A 17,577-nucleotide genomic window follows, 5' to 3' on the forward strand; every position below is an offset into this window, starting at 1 on the left:
CCACACGCGTTCGCAGGCTGTCTCAGCTGAGAAGGGCGCCCAGGCCGGTCCCGACGAGGGCGAGCAGGGCGCAGACCACCAGTCCTCCCGCGAGCATCGCCGGCGAGGGGCGCAGCCGGAGCAGGCGGGCGTCACCCCGGTCCGCCGCGGCACGGCGGGCGACCAGGGGCAGCAGCGCCACGTTCGCCGCGTAGACGATCACGACCACGCCGAGGGCGACCAGGAACGCCCCGCCGAGGCCGGCACCACCACGCAGGTGGGCCAGGACGGCCAGGGTGGGCAGGGCCACGAGCACCACCACCGACACGGCACCCGACAGCACCCGTGGGCCGGTCCCCTTGGCGCGTCCGGCGAAGACCAGCAGCAAGCCGAGGAGCGCCGCCATCACGACGGCACCGACGATTCCGAAAACGACGACGTTGACCAGCGAATTCACCCGGTCATTGTCCCACCGTCGCCCCGATGCCCCGGTCGGGGGTGGTCACAGCGCGGCCAGCAGCAACGCTCCGTAGGTGAAGGCCCGGGCGGCCCGCCACCGTACGGCGGGCACCGGGACGTGCCGGAAGTGGATCGCGCGCACCACACGGGCTCGCGCCCGGTCCAGCACGACGAGCGACACCGCGCCGGGGATGCCCCGCGCCGGATCGCCGGAACAGGCCGCCAACAGCCGCCGCCACCGCACTTCGTGGGCGCGGAAGCTGCGTGAGCTCACCATCCGTCCCCGGGCGATCTGGCCGATCCGCGCCTCTGCCGGATCGACGTCGATGAACAGCAGGTGGAGCTGGATCCGGGCGGCCCGGCAACAGGCGCTGACCAGTGCGCGCACGAACGGGCGGGTGGCGGGTTCGTGCACGATCACGGGACCGCCGTGGCGCAGCGCCAGGACAAGGCTCATGTAGTGCGCGAGGTGGACGACCCAGCGCCAGGAGGGGTAGGGCAGGAGGCGTAACCACGGGGTCAGGCGGTTGCGGGACTGCTGGGAGTCGATGATGCGCACCCCCTCGGCGGCGACCACGGTCGAGGTCTCCTCACCGGTCAGTCCGTAGAGCCGGTTGAGCAGGGTGCTCTTGCCCGCCCCGGGGATGCCGCCGAGCAGGATCAGGGAGCGAGCGGGGTAGCGCAGGACCTCCGCCGGGCCTGGTCGGGGATCGGAATCTTCGGAGACGGCGAGCGGCGTCTGCATCACTCTCTTTTCCCCTCACCACCCGGCCGGGACCAACCGGCAAGAGCGGGTGAAAACGGCACCGGTCATTGAGACCACGTACAGGCGCGCGGAAACGTTCCCCGCCGGTCGGCCGGGCGGATGGCGGGGGAGTGGCGGGATGCGGGGGTGGGGTGGGTCCGGCCAGGTGAGGCGGGGATCGGATGGGACGGGAGGGGTGCGGGTGTGGCGTGGGATGTCCGATTCCGGTCCCTCCTCTCCCGCTCTGGAAATGATCTACGTCGTAAAGGAAGGGATGCGATCACTAACGGAACACGGGTCCCAGTATCGGACACGGTGGCCGAGTATCGCGATCACGCCGCGACGACCTCCGTTCCCACCGACATTCCCACCCGCGTGGCGACGCGGCGCGCAGGGGGACCGGTGCCGCCCCGGCACCCTCCGGGGCACGGCCGACCACACGGGGGGCCGGGAACCGCGGGACCCATACGGTCGGGAGGAGGCCGACCAGGGCCACCACGACCCCGCCGGCCGCCAGGGAACAGCGACCCATCGACGGCCCGGACCACCGAGCCGAGGCCGACCTCCGAGCGGCGCGGAAACCTTGGCCCGGGGACCGAACGCCGTTCCGGCTCCCGGCAGATCCTCCGCCACGGCATCCCGTCGTTCTGCGTGAACGCGAGGACACCGCCCGCCCTCGCCCTCACCGGGAGGCCCCGGCACGGCGACCGCGCCGGCGAACGAGGCCGGTCCGGGTTCTCAGCGACGGGATCGCTCGGGAGCGGACCGAACAGTGGGTGGGCCGCTTCGGGTACGACGAGCAGCGCCGGCCCCTCGGCCCGCTGCGGTTTTCGTCGCCAGGACGCAGCGTCCCTTCCACCACCTCGGCTCCACGCGTACGGTGACGGGGCTCCAGGCGCCCGTGGACCGGTGGAACGGCCTGGATGTCCGGTCGGTGGACCGCTCGCCCAAGGACGCGGCCTAACCGGACTGGGCGATCCGCGACCCCGACGAGGACTTGACGAGCCGGAGCTGCGAGGTGATCCGGGTCCGCAGGTCCGCCACGTGGCTGACCACCCCGACGGCGCGCCCGCCGTCGCGCAGATGGTCCAACACCTCCAAGACCTCCTCCAGGGTCTCCTCGTCGAGGGTGCCGAACCCCTCGTCGATGAACAGGGTCCCGATCTCGGCTCCCCCGGCCTCGGCCCCGGCCACATCGGCCAGCCCCAGGGCCAGGGCCAGAGAGGTGATGAAGGTCTCCCCGCCCGACAGCGTCGAGGGATCGCGTTCCTGTCCCGTCCAGGCGTCGATGACGAGCAGCCCGAGCCCGCCCCCCGAACGCGACCGGTCTCCCGCCACCTTGTCGACGGTGTGGCGCAGCTCGTATCGGGCGTCCGACATCCGGTGGAGCCGGTCGTTGGCCGCCGCCACCACCTGCTCCAGCCTGGCGGCCAGGACGTAGGAGGAGAGGGGGACGTGTTCGCGGTTGTCCCCGGAGGTGCCCGAGGCGAGCCGGGACAGGCGTTCGGCCACCGCGTGGCGGTGCCGGGCCGGCCGGGACCGGTCCAGCTCGGCGTCCAGTTCGGCGCGCAGGTCGGCCAACCGGGCCGCGCGCTCCTCCAGGCGGTCATGCCAGGCCAGCGTGTACCTGGCGGCCTCCTCGGCCGCTTCGGCGGCGGCGCCCAGCGCGGCGAGGTCGGGCGGGGGGAGTCGGCGCGCCGCAACCAGGGCGGGGTCGGCCAGGACGGAACGGACGGCCGCCAGTTCGTCGTCGTAGGCGCGGGCGCGTTCGGCGAGGTCGCGCTTGCGGGCGGCGTCGCGGGCGGCGGCACGGACCTCGCCGGCGTCGTCGAAGCCCGCCGCCGCCACAGCGGCGCGGGCCTCCTGTTCCGCGGCCGTCAGCTCCTCGACGGCGACCAGGCGGGCGCGCAGGGCACGGGACACCGACTCCAGCAGCCCGGCCTCGTCGGAGAGCCGGGAGATCCGGGCGGCCAGGTCGGGGTCGTCGCCACGGGCGGCGTCGAGCTCCGCGGCGAGCCGCGCGGCATCCCTCTCCCCGACCTCGACGCGCTCGCGCAGCCGGGCCAGCTCCCTACCGAGCTCGCCTTCCCGCACGCGGGCGCGCTCGGTCTCGGTGTCGAGGGCGGCGAGTTCGTCGGCGAGCCGGCGTGCCTCCTCGGCGGCGCCGTCGATCTCGGCGAGGGCGGCCTCGCGCCGGGCCACCAGTTCGCGGGCCTGCGCCGCGTCCATCCCTTCGGCGGCGCTGCGCGCGGCGGCCAGCCGTTCCGCCACGGAGGCGGCCGCGCTCTCGGCGGCGACCCGTTCGGCGGCGGCGGTGTCGAAGGCGCGCTGGGCCTCCTCCTCGTCCCGGCGGCTGGGACGTCCCTCCTCGCCCGAGGCGGGAGCGGGGTGGTCGGCCGAGCCGCACACCGGGCACGGCGCGCCCGTCACCAGGCCGGCGGCGAGTTCCGCGGCCATGCCGGCGATGCGCCGCTCGCGTATCTCCTGGAGCCGGTCGCGGCTCCGCTGCGCCGCGTCGACGGCGGCCTCGCGGCGGCGCGCGGCCACGTCGAGCTCGTCCGCCAACCGCTCGCAGGAGAGGACGGCGGTCAACCGCGCCTGCGCGGCCCGCACCGCCTCGCTCGCGCTCTCGCGGGGCAGTGCCCGTTCGCGGGCCTTCGTCAGTGCCTGGTCCAGCGCCGTCCTGCGTTCGGGGATCCGGTCCAGGTGGGCCGTCACCTGTCCCAGTTCCGTTTCGACCCGCTCGATCCGGGCGGTGTCGGCGGCGATGCTGTCGCGCAGCCCGGCCAGCCGGCCGGCGTTGCCGCGTAGGTGTTCCAGCTGGGCGATCTCGTCGCGGCGGTCGCGTTCGGCCGCGCCCAGCAGGGTCTCGGCCCGCGTGCTGGAGGCGGGATCGGCCGGGGCGAGGAGGCCGTCGCGGGAGAGGGCGGCCGGCAGGCCGGCCAGCCCCTCGATGAGCGGTACCCGCTGGGCGAGGTCGAGTTCGGCCTTGCGGACCTGGCCACGGCGCTGGTCGAGGGCGTCGAGGAGCGGGATCACCGGCGCCGCCCGCTCGGCGGCGCGCAGCTCGGCGTCGAGCGCGGACCGCCACTCGCCGCGCTGTGACAGTTCGCCCTCGCGCCGTTGCGCGTCGGCGTGGCGGTGGTGGAGGTCGGCCAGTTCGCGTGCCCGTTCCAGGGCGTGGCGGGCCTCGTCGCGCCGCCGGACCCGGTCGGCGGCGATCCTTTCGAGGTCGCGCGCGGTCCCCAGGGTGACGCCGGCCAGTTCGGCGGCCCAGGGCACGAGGTCGTCGGGTTCTTCGGGGACGGGCGCGCGGGCGCCGCAGCGGTCGGCGATCAGGTCGGCGACACGCCGCACCGCGGTTTCGGCGGCGGTGGCCGCGCGCCCCAGCTCGCGGGCGTGCTCGGCCAGCCACTTCTCGACGTCGCCGAACGCCTCGGTGGCGAACAGCCTCTCCAGGGCGCGGCGCCGCTCCGACGCGCTGGCCCGCAGGAAACGGGCGAACTCGCCCTGGGGCAGCAGCACGATCTGGCAGAACTGTTCGCGTGAGAGCCCGAGCAGCTCGTCGATGAACTGGGCGGCCTCGTCGATGCGGGTGGTGACGCCCCGCCAGCCCTGTCCGGTGTACTCGGAGACGGCGATGCGTGGTTTCTCGACCGTGGTGCCGCTGCCGCGTTTCTTGGGCCGCTCCCATTGGGGACTGCGGGTGATGGACAGGCGGCGGCCGCGGATGGTGAGCTCGCAGGTGACCTCGGGGGCCAGATGCGGTGGGGCGTGGTTGCTGCGGGGGGATTTCGCGGCCTCGCGGGCCCCGGGGACCTTGCCGTACAGGGCGAAGCACACGGCGTCGAGCACCGAGGTCTTGCCCGCGCCGGTGGGGCCGTGGATGAGGAACAGGCCCGCCTCGCCGAGCGCGTCGAAGTCGACGGTCTCGGTGCCCGCGAACGGGCCGAACGCCTGCATGGTGAGCCGGTGCAGTTTCATCGGCGCCTCGTCGTCGGTGGGGAAGGGGGAAGGGAGGGCGGCGTCACCGCGCGGCCTCCTGCGCGCGGACCGCCTCGAAGGCGCGCTGGAGCAGCCCGCGCTCCTCGGGGGTGGCCGCGCTGCCGCGCGACCAGTCGACGAAGTCCAACGCCAGTTCGATCTCGGAGCGTTCGGCGACACGCTCGGCCCAGCGCGGCCCGTCGTCGGGGCGGACCCCCTCGGGGGCGAATTCGAGGTGCAGCGCGTGGGGGAAGCGCGCGCGCAGCCGTTCCATCGGAGCGGCGGGGCGGACCGGGTCGGTCAACGTGACCTGCACCCAGTGGTCGGTGTAGGTCTCCCACCGGTCCTCTCCGAGCAGCGCGTCGAGGGTGCCGCGGAGGCGCGCGATGGGACGCGGCACCGGGGCCTCGACGAACTCGGCGGTGACGGCGCCCGCCGCGTCGATGTCGACCAGCCAGCAGCCCTTGACGTGGTGTTCCTCGGAGAAGGAGTAGGCGAGAGGGGAGCCGCTGTAGCGCACGGTGCCGCCCATGCCCTGTCGGCCGTGCAGGTGTCCCAGCGCCACGTAGTCGACCCCGGCGAAGACGCCGGCGGGAACGTGGGCGGCGCCGCCCACGCTGATGTCGCGCTCGCTGTCGGAGGGTTCGCCTCCGCTGACGAAGGCGTGGGACAGCACGACCGAACGGGTTCCGGCGGGCCGCGTGGCGAGGTCGGCGCGGACGAGGTCCATGGCGTGGCCGAGCGCGGCGGCGTGGCTGCGCTCGGGCAGCCGCCACAGGTGCCGCACGATCTCGGGTTCGAGGTAGGGGATGCCGTAGAAGGCGACCGGGCCGTGCGCGTCGTCGATGATCACCGGTTCGCCGACACGCTCGGCCGAGCTGCGCAGGTGGACGCCCGAGGCGTCGATGAGCTCGGTCGCGTAGGCCAGGCGGACCATGGAGTCGTGGTTGCCGCTGATGAGCACGGCGCGCGCGCCGGTGGCGTGGATACGGCGCAGCGCCTCGCCGAACAGCCGGACGGCGTCCACCGGGGGGAGCGCGCGGTCGTAGAGATCGCCGGCCACGACCACGACGTCGACGTGTTCGGCGCGGACGGTCTCGATCAGGTGGTCGACGAACGCCGCCTGCGCGTCGAGCAGGTTCTCCCGGTGGAAGGACCGGCCCAGGTGCCAGTCGGAGGTGTGCAACAGCCGCATGGTGGACGAGATTACTTCAGGGAGGGCAGGGGGCGGGGGGAGACCGGTGACGCCTGTGGAAGGACGGGGACGGGCGGCCCGGCGCGCGGAAGGCGCGAGGGGCCGCCGGGTCAGCGCCTGCGGGCCAGGGTGAGGCCGTCGCCGATCGGCAGGAGCACCTGCTCCACGCGGTCGTCCGCGTGGACCCGGGCGTTGAAGTCGCGGATGCCCTGCACGGCCGACGAGGTGACGGACGGGTCGATCACGCGGCCGTGGGAGAAGGTGTTGTCGGCCAGCAGGACGCCGCCCGGCCGCATCCGGGGCACCAGCTCCTCCCAGTAGGCGACGTAGCCCTCCTTGTCGGCGTCGATGAAGGCGAGGTCGAACCGGGGCTCGCGGGGCAGGGAGCGCAGCGTCTCGATGGCCGGGCCGATGCGCAGGGTCACCCGGTCGGCGACGCCGGCGCGTTCCCAGTAGCGCCGCGCCACCGCGGTCCACTCCTCGCTGACGTCACAGGCGAGCAGTCTGCCGTCCTCGGGGAGGCCGCGGGCCAGGCAGATCGAGGAGTAGCCGGTGAAGGTGCCGACCTCCACGGCGTCGCGGGCACCGCACATCCGGGCCAGCAGGGTCATGAACGTCCCCTGCTCGGGGCCGATCTGCAATCGCGCGCTGGCGGGGAAGAGGCGCTCGGTCTCGGCGGCGAGGTCGCGCAGGACCTCGTCCACCGGGGAACTGTGCGCCACCAGGTAGTCGTGCAGGGCGGGGCTGAGGTTCTCACTCGTGCGCGTCACCCCGTCAGCCTAGACCCTCCACCCCCTCCGGCCGGGCCCCTGAGGTGGGGGTTTCGTCCGGAGGGGGAGGGAACACGGCCGTCAGGGGGTGGCCGGCGGGGTGGCGGGCAGGCGGGGGACCGCGTCGCGCAGCCGCCGGGTGTAGGGTTCGCGCGGGTCGTGGAGGACCTGGGCGGTCGGCCCCTCTTCGACGACCCGGCCGGAGCGCAGCACCATGGTCCGCTCGCACAGGCGTTCCACGACCGCGAGGTCGTGGGAGATCAGCAGGTAGGCGAGCCGGTGCTCCTCGCGGAGCCGTTCGAACAGTTCCAGCACACGCGCCTGCACGGTCACATCCAGCGCGCTCGTGGGCTCGTCCAGGACGAGGACGCGGGGCCGCACCGCCAGCGCGCGGGCGATCGCCACACGCTGGCGCTGCCCGCCCGAGAGCTGGTGCGGGTAGCGGTCGGCGTGCTCGGCGGGCAGGCCGACGTCGGTGAGCAGCTCCACGACCCGCTCGCGTTCGGCGCCGCGCGGCACCAGCCGGTGGGAGCGCAGCACCTCGGCGATCGCCGTCCCGACCCGCATCCGCGGGCTGAGCGCCCCATCGGTGTCTTGGAGGACGACCTGCACCGCGCGCCGGTAGGGCCGCAGCTGGCGCATCGCGAGGACGTCCTCGCCGTCGAAGCGGATCGACCCCGAGGCGACCGGCGCCAGTCGCAGGAGGGCGCGGCCCAGCGTGGTCTTGCCCGATCCGCTCTCCCCGATCAGGCCGAGGCCGCACGGGCCGTCGGGGAGCCGCAGGCTCACCCGGTCCACGGCCACGGTCCGGCCGAAACGCACGGTGACGTCCTTGGCCTCAAGCATCGCTGCCCCCTCTCAAGCGCGGCACGGCGGCCAGCAGCTCACGGGTGTAGTCGTGGTGCGGCGCGGTGACCAGGTCGACGGCGGGACGGTCCTCCAGGATCCGCCCGTCGCGCATCACCGCGATGCGGTCGCAGGTGGAGCCCAGCACGGCGAGGTCGTGGCTGACGAACAGCGCGGACACCCCCTCGTCGTCGCGCAGCGAGCGCAACAGCCCGCAGATCTCGTCCTGCACGGTCACGTCGAGGGCGCTGGTGGGTTCGTCGGCGATGAGCAGGCGGGCGCCCAGCGCCAGCCCGAGCGCGATGGCCACCCGCTGGAGCTGCCCGCCGGAGAGCTGGTGCGGGTAGCGCTCCAGGTGCTGTTCCTCCAGGCGGACTTTTGTGACGGCCTCGACGGCCCGGCGCCGCGCGGTCGCCCGGGAGTCGCCGTGCAGGCGCAGCGCGCGCCGCACCGTGGTGCCCACGCGCAGGACCGGGTTGAACGCCGAGGACGGGTTCTGCGGGATGAGCGCCATGGTGCCCCCGCGCAGCCGTCGCAGCCGCGCCTCGGGGGCGCCGACCAGTTCCACCCCGTCCAGGGTGATCGAGCCGGTGACGGTGGCGCCGGAGCGCTGGGACAGTCCCAGGACGGACAGCCCGGTCAGGGATTTGCCGGCGCCGCTCTCGCCGGCCAGGCCGACGATCTCGCCGGCGCGCACGTCGAGTTCGCCGATGTGGACCTGGGTGCGCGCGCCGAAGCCGATGCGCAGGTCGCGGATGGCCAGCAGGGGGCCGGAGGTGGTGGGGTTCGCTGTCATCGTCGTCAGATCCGGGGCGTGCGTCGAGGGTCGAGACGGTCGCGCAACGCGTCACCGAGCAGGTAGCACAGTGCCGCGACCAGCATGATCGCCAGGCCGGGGAAGGTGCCGATCCACCAGTGGGTCGCGAAGTAGTTCTGCGACTCCTGCACCATCAGCCCCCAGTCGGGGGTGGGCGACTGGGCGCCCAGACCGAGGAAGGACAGGCCGGCGGCGACGAGGATGACGCCGCCGATGTCGGTGGAGGCCTGGACCAGCAGCGGGGTCGTGGCGCTGGGCAGGACGTGACGGGCCAGGATGCGCCACGTGGGCAGGCCCAGCGCCCGGCACGCCTCGATGTGGCGGCGGCCGGCGATCGACGCGGCCTCGCCGCGCACGAGCCGAGCGTACCAGGGCCACCAGGTCACCGCGAGGGCGATGGTCAGCCCGACCACGCCACGAGGCAGCACCGAGGCGAGCGCGAGCGCCAGCAGCAGCGCGGGCACCGCGAGGAACACGTCGGTGACGCGCATGAGGACTTCGTCGATCCATCCGCCGAAGTAGCCGGCGACCAGGCCCACGACCAGGCCGACGAGCAGGGAGACGAAGACGACGATCAGGGCGATCAGCGGGCCGACACGGGCACCGTAGAGGACCCGGGTGAACACGTCGCGGCCCAGGTGGTCGGTGCCGAACCAGTGGTCGGCCGAGGGGGGCAGCAGCGCGCGTGAGGTGTCGGTGGCGCCGGTCGCGTCGCCGGGATAGGGGGCCAGCAGCGGGGCGAACAGGGCGATGAGGGCCAGCAGCGCCAGCAGCGCGGTGATCGTCCAGATCGCGGGCGAACGTCGGAGTATGGCCGGCGTCCGGGCCGAACGGCCGCGCCGGGCGGGAGGGGAGGCAGGGGTAGTGGTCACCGGAGCCGGATCCGTGGGTCGAGGGCGGCGTGCAGGAGGTCGACGATGAGGTTGGCGGCGATGTAGAGCAGTGCCACCAGGAGCGTGACACCGACGATCGCCGGGACGTCGAGGACGGTCGCCGAGGCGGCGGCGTAGCCGCCCAGGCCCGGGTAGTTGAACACCGCCTCGACGAGGAAGGTGTTGACCAGCGAGGAGCCGAAGATGAGGGCGACGGTCTGCAGGACGGGGTTCCACGACAGGCGCAGCGCGAAGCGGCCCAGCACGGAGCGCTCGCGAAAGCCCAGGGCGCGCACCATCTGCACGTGGGTCTCGCCGAGGGTGTCCAGGACGCTCGCGCGCACCAGCCGGGCGATGACCGCGACGGGGTAGGCCGCCACGGCGAGCGCGGGCAGCAGCAGGTGGTCGAAGACGCTGGCGGCCATGGCCCAGTTGCCGGTGAGCAGCGCGTCGACGAGGGACAGGCCGGTGATGCGGGTGAGCGGGTGCTCGGCGAGCACGGCCTGGTCGTACATGCCGGCCACGGGCAGCAGGCCCAGCCGGGTGGCGAAGAACATCTGGATCAGCAGGGCCAGCCAGAAGACGGGCATCGACCCGCTGATGACGGCGCCGACGCGCACGACGACGTCGGGCAGCCGGCCCTGCCAGCGGGCGGCGAGCAGGCCGGCCGGGATGCCGACGAGCAGGCCGATGAGCAGGCCGGCCAGGACGAGCTGGAGGGTGCTGGGCAGCAGGGTGGACAGGTCGTCCAGGACGGGCCGGTGGGTGCGGACCGAGATGCCCCAGTCGCCGCGCAGGACGCCGGCGACGTAGTTGACGATCTGCGTGTGCAGGGGATCGTCCAGGCCCAGTTCGGCGCGGACTCGATCGCGCTCGGCCTGGCTCGCCCGCGGACCGGCCCAGCCGGCCGCGGGGTCGCCGGGCACGACACGGGCGATCACGAAGGTCAGGACGACGACCCCGAAGGCGACGAGCGCCGACAGGCCGAGCCTGCGGGCCGTGTAGGCGATCACGGGTTCTCCTGGGAGGGGAAAAGGGGGTCGGAAGGGGGTCCGGGGCCGCCGGACGGTGACGGCCCCGGACCGTTGGGAGGTGGATCAGGCGGGGGAGTAGTCGTAGACGAACGGGACGTTGGCATACATCGGTTCGTCCCGGAATCCCTCGACGGAGGCGCTCACCGCGCGCTGGTAGCGCCGGTTGCCCAGGAACAGGGCGGGGGCGTCCTCGTTGAGGATCTCCTGCATCTCGGCGTAGGTCCGTTCCGCGGCCTCGGGGTCGGTCGCGGTGAGCGGGCCGACCTCGTCGATGAGCTTGTCGAGCTCGGGGTTGGAGTAGTAGGCGAGGTTGAGGAGGATCTCCTCCTCGGTGCGGAAGAGGTTCTGGTACCACGACAGCGGCTGCGGGTCGTCGGGCCACCAGTACATCAGGAGGATGTCCTGCCGGTCCTCGGGATCGGCCTCCTGGGCCTTGGGCCACTGGGCCGACTCCCAGGGCAGCCCTTCGATCTGCAGCTCGATGTTGACGCTGGCGAGCTGGGACTGCATGAGGCTGGCCATCGTGGCGACGTCCTCCTCACCCTCGGTGTAGGTGAGGTTCAGGGTGAGGATCTCGCCGCTGTCGGGACCGTAGCCGGCCTCCTCCAGCAGCTGTTCGGCCCGGTCGGGGTCGTACATCCGCAGGCCCGGGTCCTCCTGGTGGCCGATCAGTCCTTCGGGGATGACGCCCTCGGACTCGCTGAAGCCGCCGTTGGTGCCCTCGATGAGGGCGTCGTAGTCGATCGCGTGCGCGATCGCCTGGCGCACCCGCTTGTCGTCCAGCGGGGGCTTCTCGGTGTTCATCAGACCGAACAGGTTCTGCCACGACGCGGTCTCGATGACCTGAAGCGAGGGGTCGTCGTGCATCGGCTCCAGCAGCTGGGTGGGCAGGGCCTGCGCGTAGTGGGCCTCACCGGAGGTGATGAGCTGGGCGGCGGTGGAGGCCTGCGGGACGACGCGGTAGGCGATCTGCTCGTAGTGCTCGCCCTCCCAGCCGCCCCAGTAGCCCTCGTAGGCGGTGAGGGTGAGTTCGTTCTCCTCGCCCGGCTTCCACTCCGAGACGGTGTAGGGGCCGGTGCCGTGGGAGGTGGACTCGAAGGCCCCCTCGTTCTCGGGCACCTCGTAGATGTAGGCGCCGTAGGCGGCGGCGCTGATCAGGTCGAGCGGAGCGGCGTGGCTCAGTTTGAACTCGACGGTGCGGTCGTCGGGCGTGGAGATCTCCTCCACCGGGGACCACAGGTAGGCGGCACCGGCGCCGACCTCGATCGTGCGCTCGATCGCCTTTTTGACCGAGGCGGCGGTCATGGGTTCCCCGGAGTGGAAGGTCACCCCCTCGCGCAGGGTGAACGTCCAGGTCAACCCGTCGTCGGAGGAGGACCACTCGGTGGCCAGCAGCGGTTCGACCTCACCGCTCTCCGAGTTGTAGCGGGTGAGCGTCTCGTACATGTTCGGGAACGCGACGATCTCGTTGGAGTAGGAGGCCGCCGGGTCCCACTCGGTCATGATATCGGTCGTGCTCAGGTAGGTGAAGGTGGTGGAGTCGGCACTGGTCGAGCCGTAGTCACCAGAGGAGCACCCGGCCGCGGTGATGACGAGGGCGGTGGCCGCGGCCAGGATCGACCGGGCGCCCGCGCGACGTGATCGGCGGGTGGAGGGGGGAGTGACTGGGGTCATGGGTTGTTTCTCGTGGAGGGTCGGGGACAGGAACCGGCAAACAGAACATGCCGGCGTCGCGTGGTGACGCAACGCCGAAGCCCGCCGGCGTACCGTGCGGTACGCCGACGGGGGAACGGGGGGTGATCCGGGAAACCTTTCACACCTTGCTGAGCGGGCCGGCGGCCTTGACACGAAGCCGGATCGCGGGTTCGCGCAGGTAGGACAGCGGGATCTCGTCGATCTCGACGATTTCCACCGCCTTGGGGTCGGCGCCGGAGCTGACGGCGTTCTCGACCGCGCTCTGGCGGGCCGCCTCGATGGCCTTGGCCCGGCCGCCGGCCGCGGAGCCGACGGGGTAGATCCGGTCGACCTGGCCGCTGACCGTGCCGATGGCGGCGCCGATGGCGTTGGCCACGTCGTAGTGTTCGGGGCGGATCACCTCGGTCACGCCGGGCAGCGTATCCGGGATCAGCACGCTTCCGCCTCCCACGGCGATGAGTGGAAGGTCACCACGGGTCACCTTGATGCGGTCGATCGCCTCGGCGACCTGGCGGTCGGCCTCCTCCAGGGCCGCGCGCAGCAGCGGGCGCAGCGAGTCGGGGACGTCGGTGTCGCCCATGCTCGCCCGGCCGTCGAGGACGGCGGCGTCGGACAGGGTGGTCACGTCGCCGCCGAACACCAGGCCGCGCCGGGACAGCTCGTAGCCGACGCTGCGCGGACCGACCTGGGGGGCGCCGTCCTCGCCGGCCTGGACGATCGTTCCGCCGCCGATGGCGATGCTGACGAGGTCGGGCATCCGGAAGTTGGTCCGCACCCCGCCCACCTCGACCCCGAACGCGGATTCGCGCGGGAAGGTCAGCGTCAGCGCGCCGACGTCGGTGGAGGTGCCGCCGACGTCGGCGACCAGCGCGTTGGCCTCGCCGGTGAGGTAGGCCGCGCCGCGCAGGCTGTTGGCGGGGCCGCTGCCGATGGTCAGCACCGGGGTGCGCTCGGTGGACTCCAGGGTCATCAGCGTGCCGTCGTTTTGGGCGAAGAACGGCACCGCGTGCGCCAGGTCGTGGGCGCTCAGCGCCTCGTCGATGGCCTGGACGATCTGGGTCGCCACCCGGCCCAGCGCGGCGTTGAGGATCGTCGCGTTCTCGCGTTCCAGCAGGCCGAGCGAGCCGATCTCGTGGGACAGGGTGACGGGGATGTCGCCGAGTTCGCGGCGCACCACCTCGCGGGCCAGGTGCTCGTGCGCCGCCGAGACCGGCGCGAACACGCTGGTGATGGCGACGGCCTCGGCGGTCCCTGCCACCTCGCCGCAGAAGCGCGCGACCGCCTCGGCGTCGAAGGGGGCGCCGTCCTCGCCGTTGAGCTCCACCCCGCCGCGCACGATGCACGCGCCCGCCGAGACCTTGCGGTACAGGTCCTCGGGCCAGCCGAACATCGGGCGGATGGCGGTGGAGGCGGGCGCGCCGATCCGGATCGCGGCGACGCGCTGGAGGTCGCGGCGCTGGAGCAGCGCGTTGGTGGCGTGGGTGGTGCCGATCATCACGTGGCCCACGCGCGCCGCCGAGACGCCGGGGGCCGACAGGACCTCGGTCAGCGCGGTGACGATGCCGGTGGTGATGTCGGAGCTGGTGGAGACCTTGGTCCGGGCGATGGGGGCCTGGGTGTCGCCGAGCACGACGGCGTCGGTGTTGGTGCCGCCGACGTCGATGCCGATACGCAGGTCGGTGGTCGTCACGCGGAGCCTCCCTCTCGCTGGGCCAGCAGCTCCTCCACCGGCGTGTAGTCGAAGTCGTATCCGAAGGCCCGCGGGCCGACGAGCTCCAGTCCGGCGTCGGTGCGCCAGACGTCGGGGGAGGGCAGCGCGACGAGCGTCACCCGCTGGCCGTAGCGCAGCTCCTCGGTGAAGATGACGTCGCTGGTCTGGCTGTCCAGCATGGTCATGATGTCGGGCACCGAGGCCAGGACCCGGCCGTCCTCCAAGACGGCGAGGTTCTCGTTTTGGATCTCCACCCGCACCAGCCGGCCGCGGTCCTCGCCCACGCCGTCGATCAGGACGTTGCCGCGGACGAAGCCGTCGACGGTGCGCCGTTCGACGTCGCTGATCTTTCCGGTGATGAGCACGTGGCCGCCGAGGCGGTCCATGACGGTCGCCACGCGGTCGTGGGTGGTCTCGGAGATGACGCGCCCGATGTGCAGGGCGCGCGAGACGCTGCCGGGGATGGTGCAATCGCGGGCCTGCGCGCCGGTGAAGGGGTGGTCCACGGTGCAGGCGAAGCCGCCGAAGGCCACGGCGACCGCGCGGGCGGAGCGTTCCAGCCAGCGCGCGTCCATGTCGCGGAAGATCATCTGGTGGCCGCGTTCGTCCACGAGCGCGGTCGGGGTGGCGGGGATGCCCTTGAGGTGCATGGTGACCATCTGGACCTCGGGGAAGGCCCGGCCCATGCCGTCCGCGTCCAGGAGGGGCAGGCCGGTGTGCGCCGCCCACACGATCGGGGTGAGCGCGTTGCTGCCCCCGACCTCGCTGGCCATCAGCGCGTGCGCGGGACGACCGAGCTCCTTCTCCATCGCCGTGCGCATCCACACGCCCTGCTCGGGGTTGCCGAGCTTCTCCAGGGTGATGTCGGGGGAGCCGAGTCCGGCGGCCGGGAGGACCAGCGCGTCGTCGGGCAGGTCGTCAACGCTGATGACCTCGACGGGGCCGAACTCCTCAACGGCCTGGAGCGCCGCGAGCAGGCCGACCCGGGTGGACCCGCCGCCTCCCGCTCCCAGGATCGCCGCTCCCCGCGCATAGTCGGGCAGTGTGGTTTCATCCATAAACACGGTTAACGAGCCTAAGGACGGGTATGTAGTAAGGTCACCGGCTTCTTTGCACGACGTTTCATCTTTCTATTGTGCATAGGGCACAATAAACGATCATGGCGAAGCTTTCGGAGCTTTTGTCCAGTCCAGGACTGGAGACGGCCAACGTCGTCACGGGCAGCCTTCCGGCGCGCGAGGTGAGCGATGTCGCCATGGTGGACGATCCGGCCCGGTTGCACAAGGTCCCCGAGGGCGCTGTTGTTATCCTGACGCCCTCGTTGCTGGCCCAGGCCCAGGCCTACCACCTCGACATCTGGGGCCGAACCGTGGCCGAACGCGGTGCCGCCCTGCTCCTGTTGCACGGCTACCACCCGGAGAAGGTGCCGCGCAGCGCCACCAGGCTCGCCAGCCGCTCGGAGATGGCGCTGGCCTGTGTCCCGGCCGAGACCGACGCCGCGCGTCTCGTGCGCGCCATCGGCCGGGTGATCGACGCGGGGTCCGAGGACGCGCTGGCCCGCGCCACGGCGGCCGCCCGGGCCCTGGCCGAGGCGGTCGAGGACGACCTGACCACCGCCGAACTGTGCGCGCTGGCCGCACAGGCCGCGGGCTGCCCGGTCCAGGCCCGCAGACCCCAGGACGGCGAAGTGGGCGCGCCGGTCCTCATCGACGGAGTGGAGGTCGACCACGTCGCGGTGCCCGACGCCGCGGGGCCCGGCGGTGACCTCGCCCGGATCGTCGCCCGGCTGACCGCGGAGACCGCGGCCCGCGTGACGATCGCCCGCAGGCGGGCCGAGGAGCTGCCCATCCGATCCCGTTCCCAGCTGCTCAGCGAGCTGTTGACGGCCGGCCCGCAGCACGTGATCGAACTGGTGCCCCGGGCCCGCTCGCTGGGGTTGGGCATCGACGACTGGCACGCGGTGGTGCAGCTCGACGTCGACACCGAGGAGCTGAGCGAGGCGCAGCGGTTCGGGTTCGGCGAGACGCTGGGCACCGTCGTCATGCAGGCGGTCGGCCGCTCCGGGGCCGGGCACGGCGAGGGCGGGGGCGCGGGCTGGCACCTCGCCTACGCCGACGGAACCCCCCTGCTGGTGCGCACCTGGGGCCGTAACCCGGGGGAGGGGGCGATGCGCAAGGTGCGCGCCGCCGTGGAGACGGTGCACGCCGAGCTGGCCCGCCGAATGCCGGAGCGGCGCGTCCGGTTCGGGATCGGCAGCGTCCATGAGACCGTCGAGGGGCTGCGCGCCTCGTGGGCCGAGGCCCGCGCCGCCCTGCTCAGCGACGACCCCGCCCACGGCGCCAGGACGCCCGAGATCGTGGTCTTCGACGACCTGGGGCTGCACCGCATGCTCGTCGAGTGGTACACCACCCACACCGCCCGCACCGCGGTGCGCGACCTGCTCGCCCCGCTGGAACGGCTCGGGCCTGACAAGTGCGCCATGATGGTGCGCACCCTGCGGGTCTACCTGGACCAGCAGGGGTCGCTCAGCGGCACCGCGACGGCGCTCAACCTGCATCGCAACGCGGTCAGCTACCGGCTCAAGCGCATCGTGTCGCTGCTGGACGTGGACCTGGACGACCCCGACCAGCGGCTGGCCCTGCACCTGGCGTGCCGGGCCTGGAAACTCTCGTGAACGCCGCCCCGAGGCGGCGGGCTCACGCTTCGGGGAGCATCTCGGCCCAGGGGAACAGGTAGATCGAGTACAGGACGATGGCGATCGTCAGCAGCGGCGTGATGACCTTGCGCTCGATCGGGCCGTCGGTCTTGAACCCCATGTTCTTGCCGAAGCGGTACTTGCTGGCCGGCCACAGCAGCGGGACGCCCATCTCGGTGGCCATGTCGCCGGCGAAGTGCAGCAGGCAGCCGAAGGCGACGGCCAGACCCATCCACGAGTAGTCGACGCCCGAGGTGTAGAGCGCGAGGACGATGCCGGCCGTCCCCATCGCGTTGATCACCTCGGCGGCGGTGCGGTTCTTGTCCATGCCGAAGCCCAGCCCGTTGAGGGCGATGCCGGTGAGGAGGAAGACGAAGACCTGTACCGCCATGTCGGACCACAACGCCAGTGCCTGGGTCAGCACCCCCATGATGAGGGCGAAGAGGAAGGAGTGGGTCCCGTTGCGGTGCCCGCCGAAGAGCCAGTTGAGCAACGCCCCCAACGTCTTGGTGACCACGCCGTAGGTCTGGGTGATGGTGGCGCTCTTGTGGTCGAGGTCGGGCAGCAGCGCCGCGCCGGCGCAGACGAACGACCCGGCGATGATCTCTCCGGGGCCGAGGTCGAACCGGACGCCCAGGATCTCCGTCCCCTGCACCAGGGGAACGATCGCCATCCAACCGACCACGCCGCTCAGCGCGTGAGAGTGCCCCATCATGGCCGGAACCGTAGCGGTTGACGGCGTTTCAGGCGAATCGCCTGAGCGGCTACAAAACGG

14 protein-coding genes are annotated in these 17,577 nt (G+C 72.7%); 1 reads left to right on the forward strand and 13 read right to left on the reverse strand.

The window, feature by feature from the left end:
- Positions 1-22: 22 nt before the first annotated feature.
- From B5D66_RS04885 to B5D66_RS04935, 12 genes are all read right to left on the reverse strand, one after another.
- Positions 23-436 (reverse strand): hypothetical protein, encoded by a 414-nt coding sequence (locus tag B5D66_RS04885; RefSeq protein ID WP_078760381.1) that lies wholly within the window; start codon positions 434-436, stop codon positions 23-25.
- 45 nt (positions 437-481) lie between these two features.
- Positions 482-1,183, reverse strand: a complete 702-nt coding sequence (locus B5D66_RS04890; RefSeq protein WP_078760382.1) for an AAA family ATPase — start codon at positions 1,181-1,183, stop codon at positions 482-484.
- Positions 1,184-2,143: 960 nt separating this feature from the next.
- The gene (locus B5D66_RS04895; RefSeq protein ID WP_078760383.1) at positions 2,144-5,167 is read right to left on the reverse strand and encodes an AAA family ATPase; all 3,024 of its coding nucleotides are present in this window, start codon (positions 5,165-5,167) and stop codon (positions 2,144-2,146) included.
- A 43-nt stretch (positions 5,168-5,210) separates the two neighbouring features.
- Positions 5,211-6,362 (reverse strand): exonuclease SbcCD subunit D, encoded by a 1,152-nt coding sequence (locus tag B5D66_RS04900; protein ID WP_078760384.1) that lies wholly within the window; start codon positions 6,360-6,362, stop codon positions 5,211-5,213.
- A 110-nt stretch (positions 6,363-6,472) separates the two neighbouring features.
- The gene (locus B5D66_RS04905; RefSeq protein ID WP_078760385.1) at positions 6,473-7,132 is read right to left on the reverse strand and encodes an O-methyltransferase; all 660 of its coding nucleotides are present in this window, start codon (positions 7,130-7,132) and stop codon (positions 6,473-6,475) included.
- Positions 7,133-7,213: 81 nt separating this feature from the next.
- Positions 7,214-7,978 carry an ATP-binding cassette domain-containing protein gene (locus B5D66_RS25650; protein ID WP_200813519.1) on the reverse strand — a complete coding sequence of 255 codons (765 nt, stop codon included), beginning with the start codon at positions 7,976-7,978 and terminating at the stop codon, positions 7,214-7,216.
- Complete coding sequence (locus B5D66_RS25655; RefSeq protein ID WP_235000752.1) at positions 7,971-8,774, reverse strand: ABC transporter ATP-binding protein; 804 nt, start codon at positions 8,772-8,774, stop codon at positions 7,971-7,973. Before B5D66_RS25655 ends, B5D66_RS25650 begins: the two co-directional genes overlap by 8 nt.
- A 5-nt stretch (positions 8,775-8,779) precedes the next feature.
- Positions 8,780-9,667: an ABC transporter permease gene (locus B5D66_RS04915; protein ID WP_078760386.1), complete on the reverse strand. Its 888-nt coding sequence runs from the start codon at positions 9,665-9,667 to the stop codon at positions 8,780-8,782.
- A complete protein-coding gene (locus B5D66_RS04920; protein ID WP_078760387.1) occupies positions 9,664-10,680 on the reverse strand; it encodes an ABC transporter permease in 1,017 nt (338 codons plus the stop codon). The genes B5D66_RS04915 and B5D66_RS04920 overlap by 4 nt, the downstream gene beginning before the upstream one ends.
- Positions 10,681-10,764: 84 nt before the next feature.
- The gene (locus B5D66_RS04925) at positions 10,765-12,375 is read right to left on the reverse strand and encodes an ABC transporter substrate-binding protein (RefSeq protein WP_078760388.1); all 1,611 of its coding nucleotides are present in this window, start codon (positions 12,373-12,375) and stop codon (positions 10,765-10,767) included.
- Positions 12,376-12,514: 139 nt separating this feature from the next.
- On the reverse strand, positions 12,515-14,086 hold the full coding sequence (locus tag B5D66_RS04930) for a hydantoinase/oxoprolinase N-terminal domain-containing protein (RefSeq protein WP_144389968.1): 1,572 nt from the start codon (positions 14,084-14,086) through the stop codon (positions 12,515-12,517).
- Entirely contained in the window at positions 14,083-15,165 is a 1,083-nt protein-coding gene (locus tag B5D66_RS04935) for a DUF917 domain-containing protein (protein ID WP_078760389.1), read from the reverse strand. The genes B5D66_RS04930 and B5D66_RS04935 overlap by 4 nt, the downstream gene beginning before the upstream one ends.
- A gap of 101 nt (positions 15,166-15,266) precedes the next feature.
- Between B5D66_RS04935 and B5D66_RS04940 the strand changes: the two genes are divergently transcribed.
- Entirely contained in the window at positions 15,267-16,781 is a 1,515-nt protein-coding gene (locus B5D66_RS04940) for a PucR family transcriptional regulator (RefSeq protein WP_078760390.1), read from the forward strand.
- A gap of 22 nt (positions 16,782-16,803) precedes the next feature.
- Here B5D66_RS04940 and B5D66_RS04945 read toward each other — a convergent pair whose 3' ends face one another.
- Entirely contained in the window at positions 16,804-17,517 is a 714-nt protein-coding gene (locus tag B5D66_RS04945; protein WP_078760391.1) for a metal-dependent hydrolase, read from the reverse strand.
- Positions 17,518-17,577: the final 60 nt, after the last annotated feature.

The sequence above is a fragment of the Marinactinospora thermotolerans DSM 45154 genome (assembly GCF_900167435.1).
GTDB lineage: Bacteria > Actinomycetota > Actinomycetes > Streptosporangiales > Streptosporangiaceae > Marinactinospora > Marinactinospora thermotolerans.

Excerpts from the sequence above, each read along its gene's own strand:
- B5D66_RS04890 (WP_078760382.1), bottom strand. The coding sequence starts at position 1,183 with ATGCAGACGCCGCTCGCCGTCTCCGAAGATTCCGATCCCCGACCAGGC.
- B5D66_RS04895 (WP_078760383.1), bottom strand. The coding sequence starts at position 5,167 with ATGAAACTGCACCGGCTCACCATGCAGGCGTTCGGCCCGTTCGCGGGC.
- B5D66_RS04900 (WP_078760384.1), bottom strand. The coding sequence starts at position 6,362 with ATGCGGCTGTTGCACACCTCCGACTGGCACCTGGGCCGGTCCTTCCAC.
- B5D66_RS25650 (WP_200813519.1), bottom strand. The coding sequence starts at position 7,978 with ATGCTTGAGGCCAAGGACGTCACCGTGCGTTTCGGCCGGACCGTGGCC.
- B5D66_RS25655 (WP_235000752.1), bottom strand. The coding sequence starts at position 8,774 with ATGACAGCGAACCCCACCACCTCCGGCCCCCTGCTGGCCATCCGCGAC.
- B5D66_RS04925 (WP_078760388.1), bottom strand. The coding sequence starts at position 12,375 with ATGACCCCAGTCACTCCCCCCTCCACCCGCCGATCACGTCGCGCGGGC.
- B5D66_RS04935 (WP_078760389.1), bottom strand. The coding sequence starts at position 15,165 with ATGGATGAAACCACACTGCCCGACTATGCGCGGGGAGCGGCGATCCTG.
- B5D66_RS04940 (WP_078760390.1), top strand. The coding sequence starts at position 15,267 with ATGGCGAAGCTTTCGGAGCTTTTGTCCAGTCCAGGACTGGAGACGGCC.
- B5D66_RS04945 (WP_078760391.1), bottom strand. The coding sequence starts at position 17,517 with ATGATGGGGCACTCTCACGCGCTGAGCGGCGTGGTCGGTTGGATGGCG.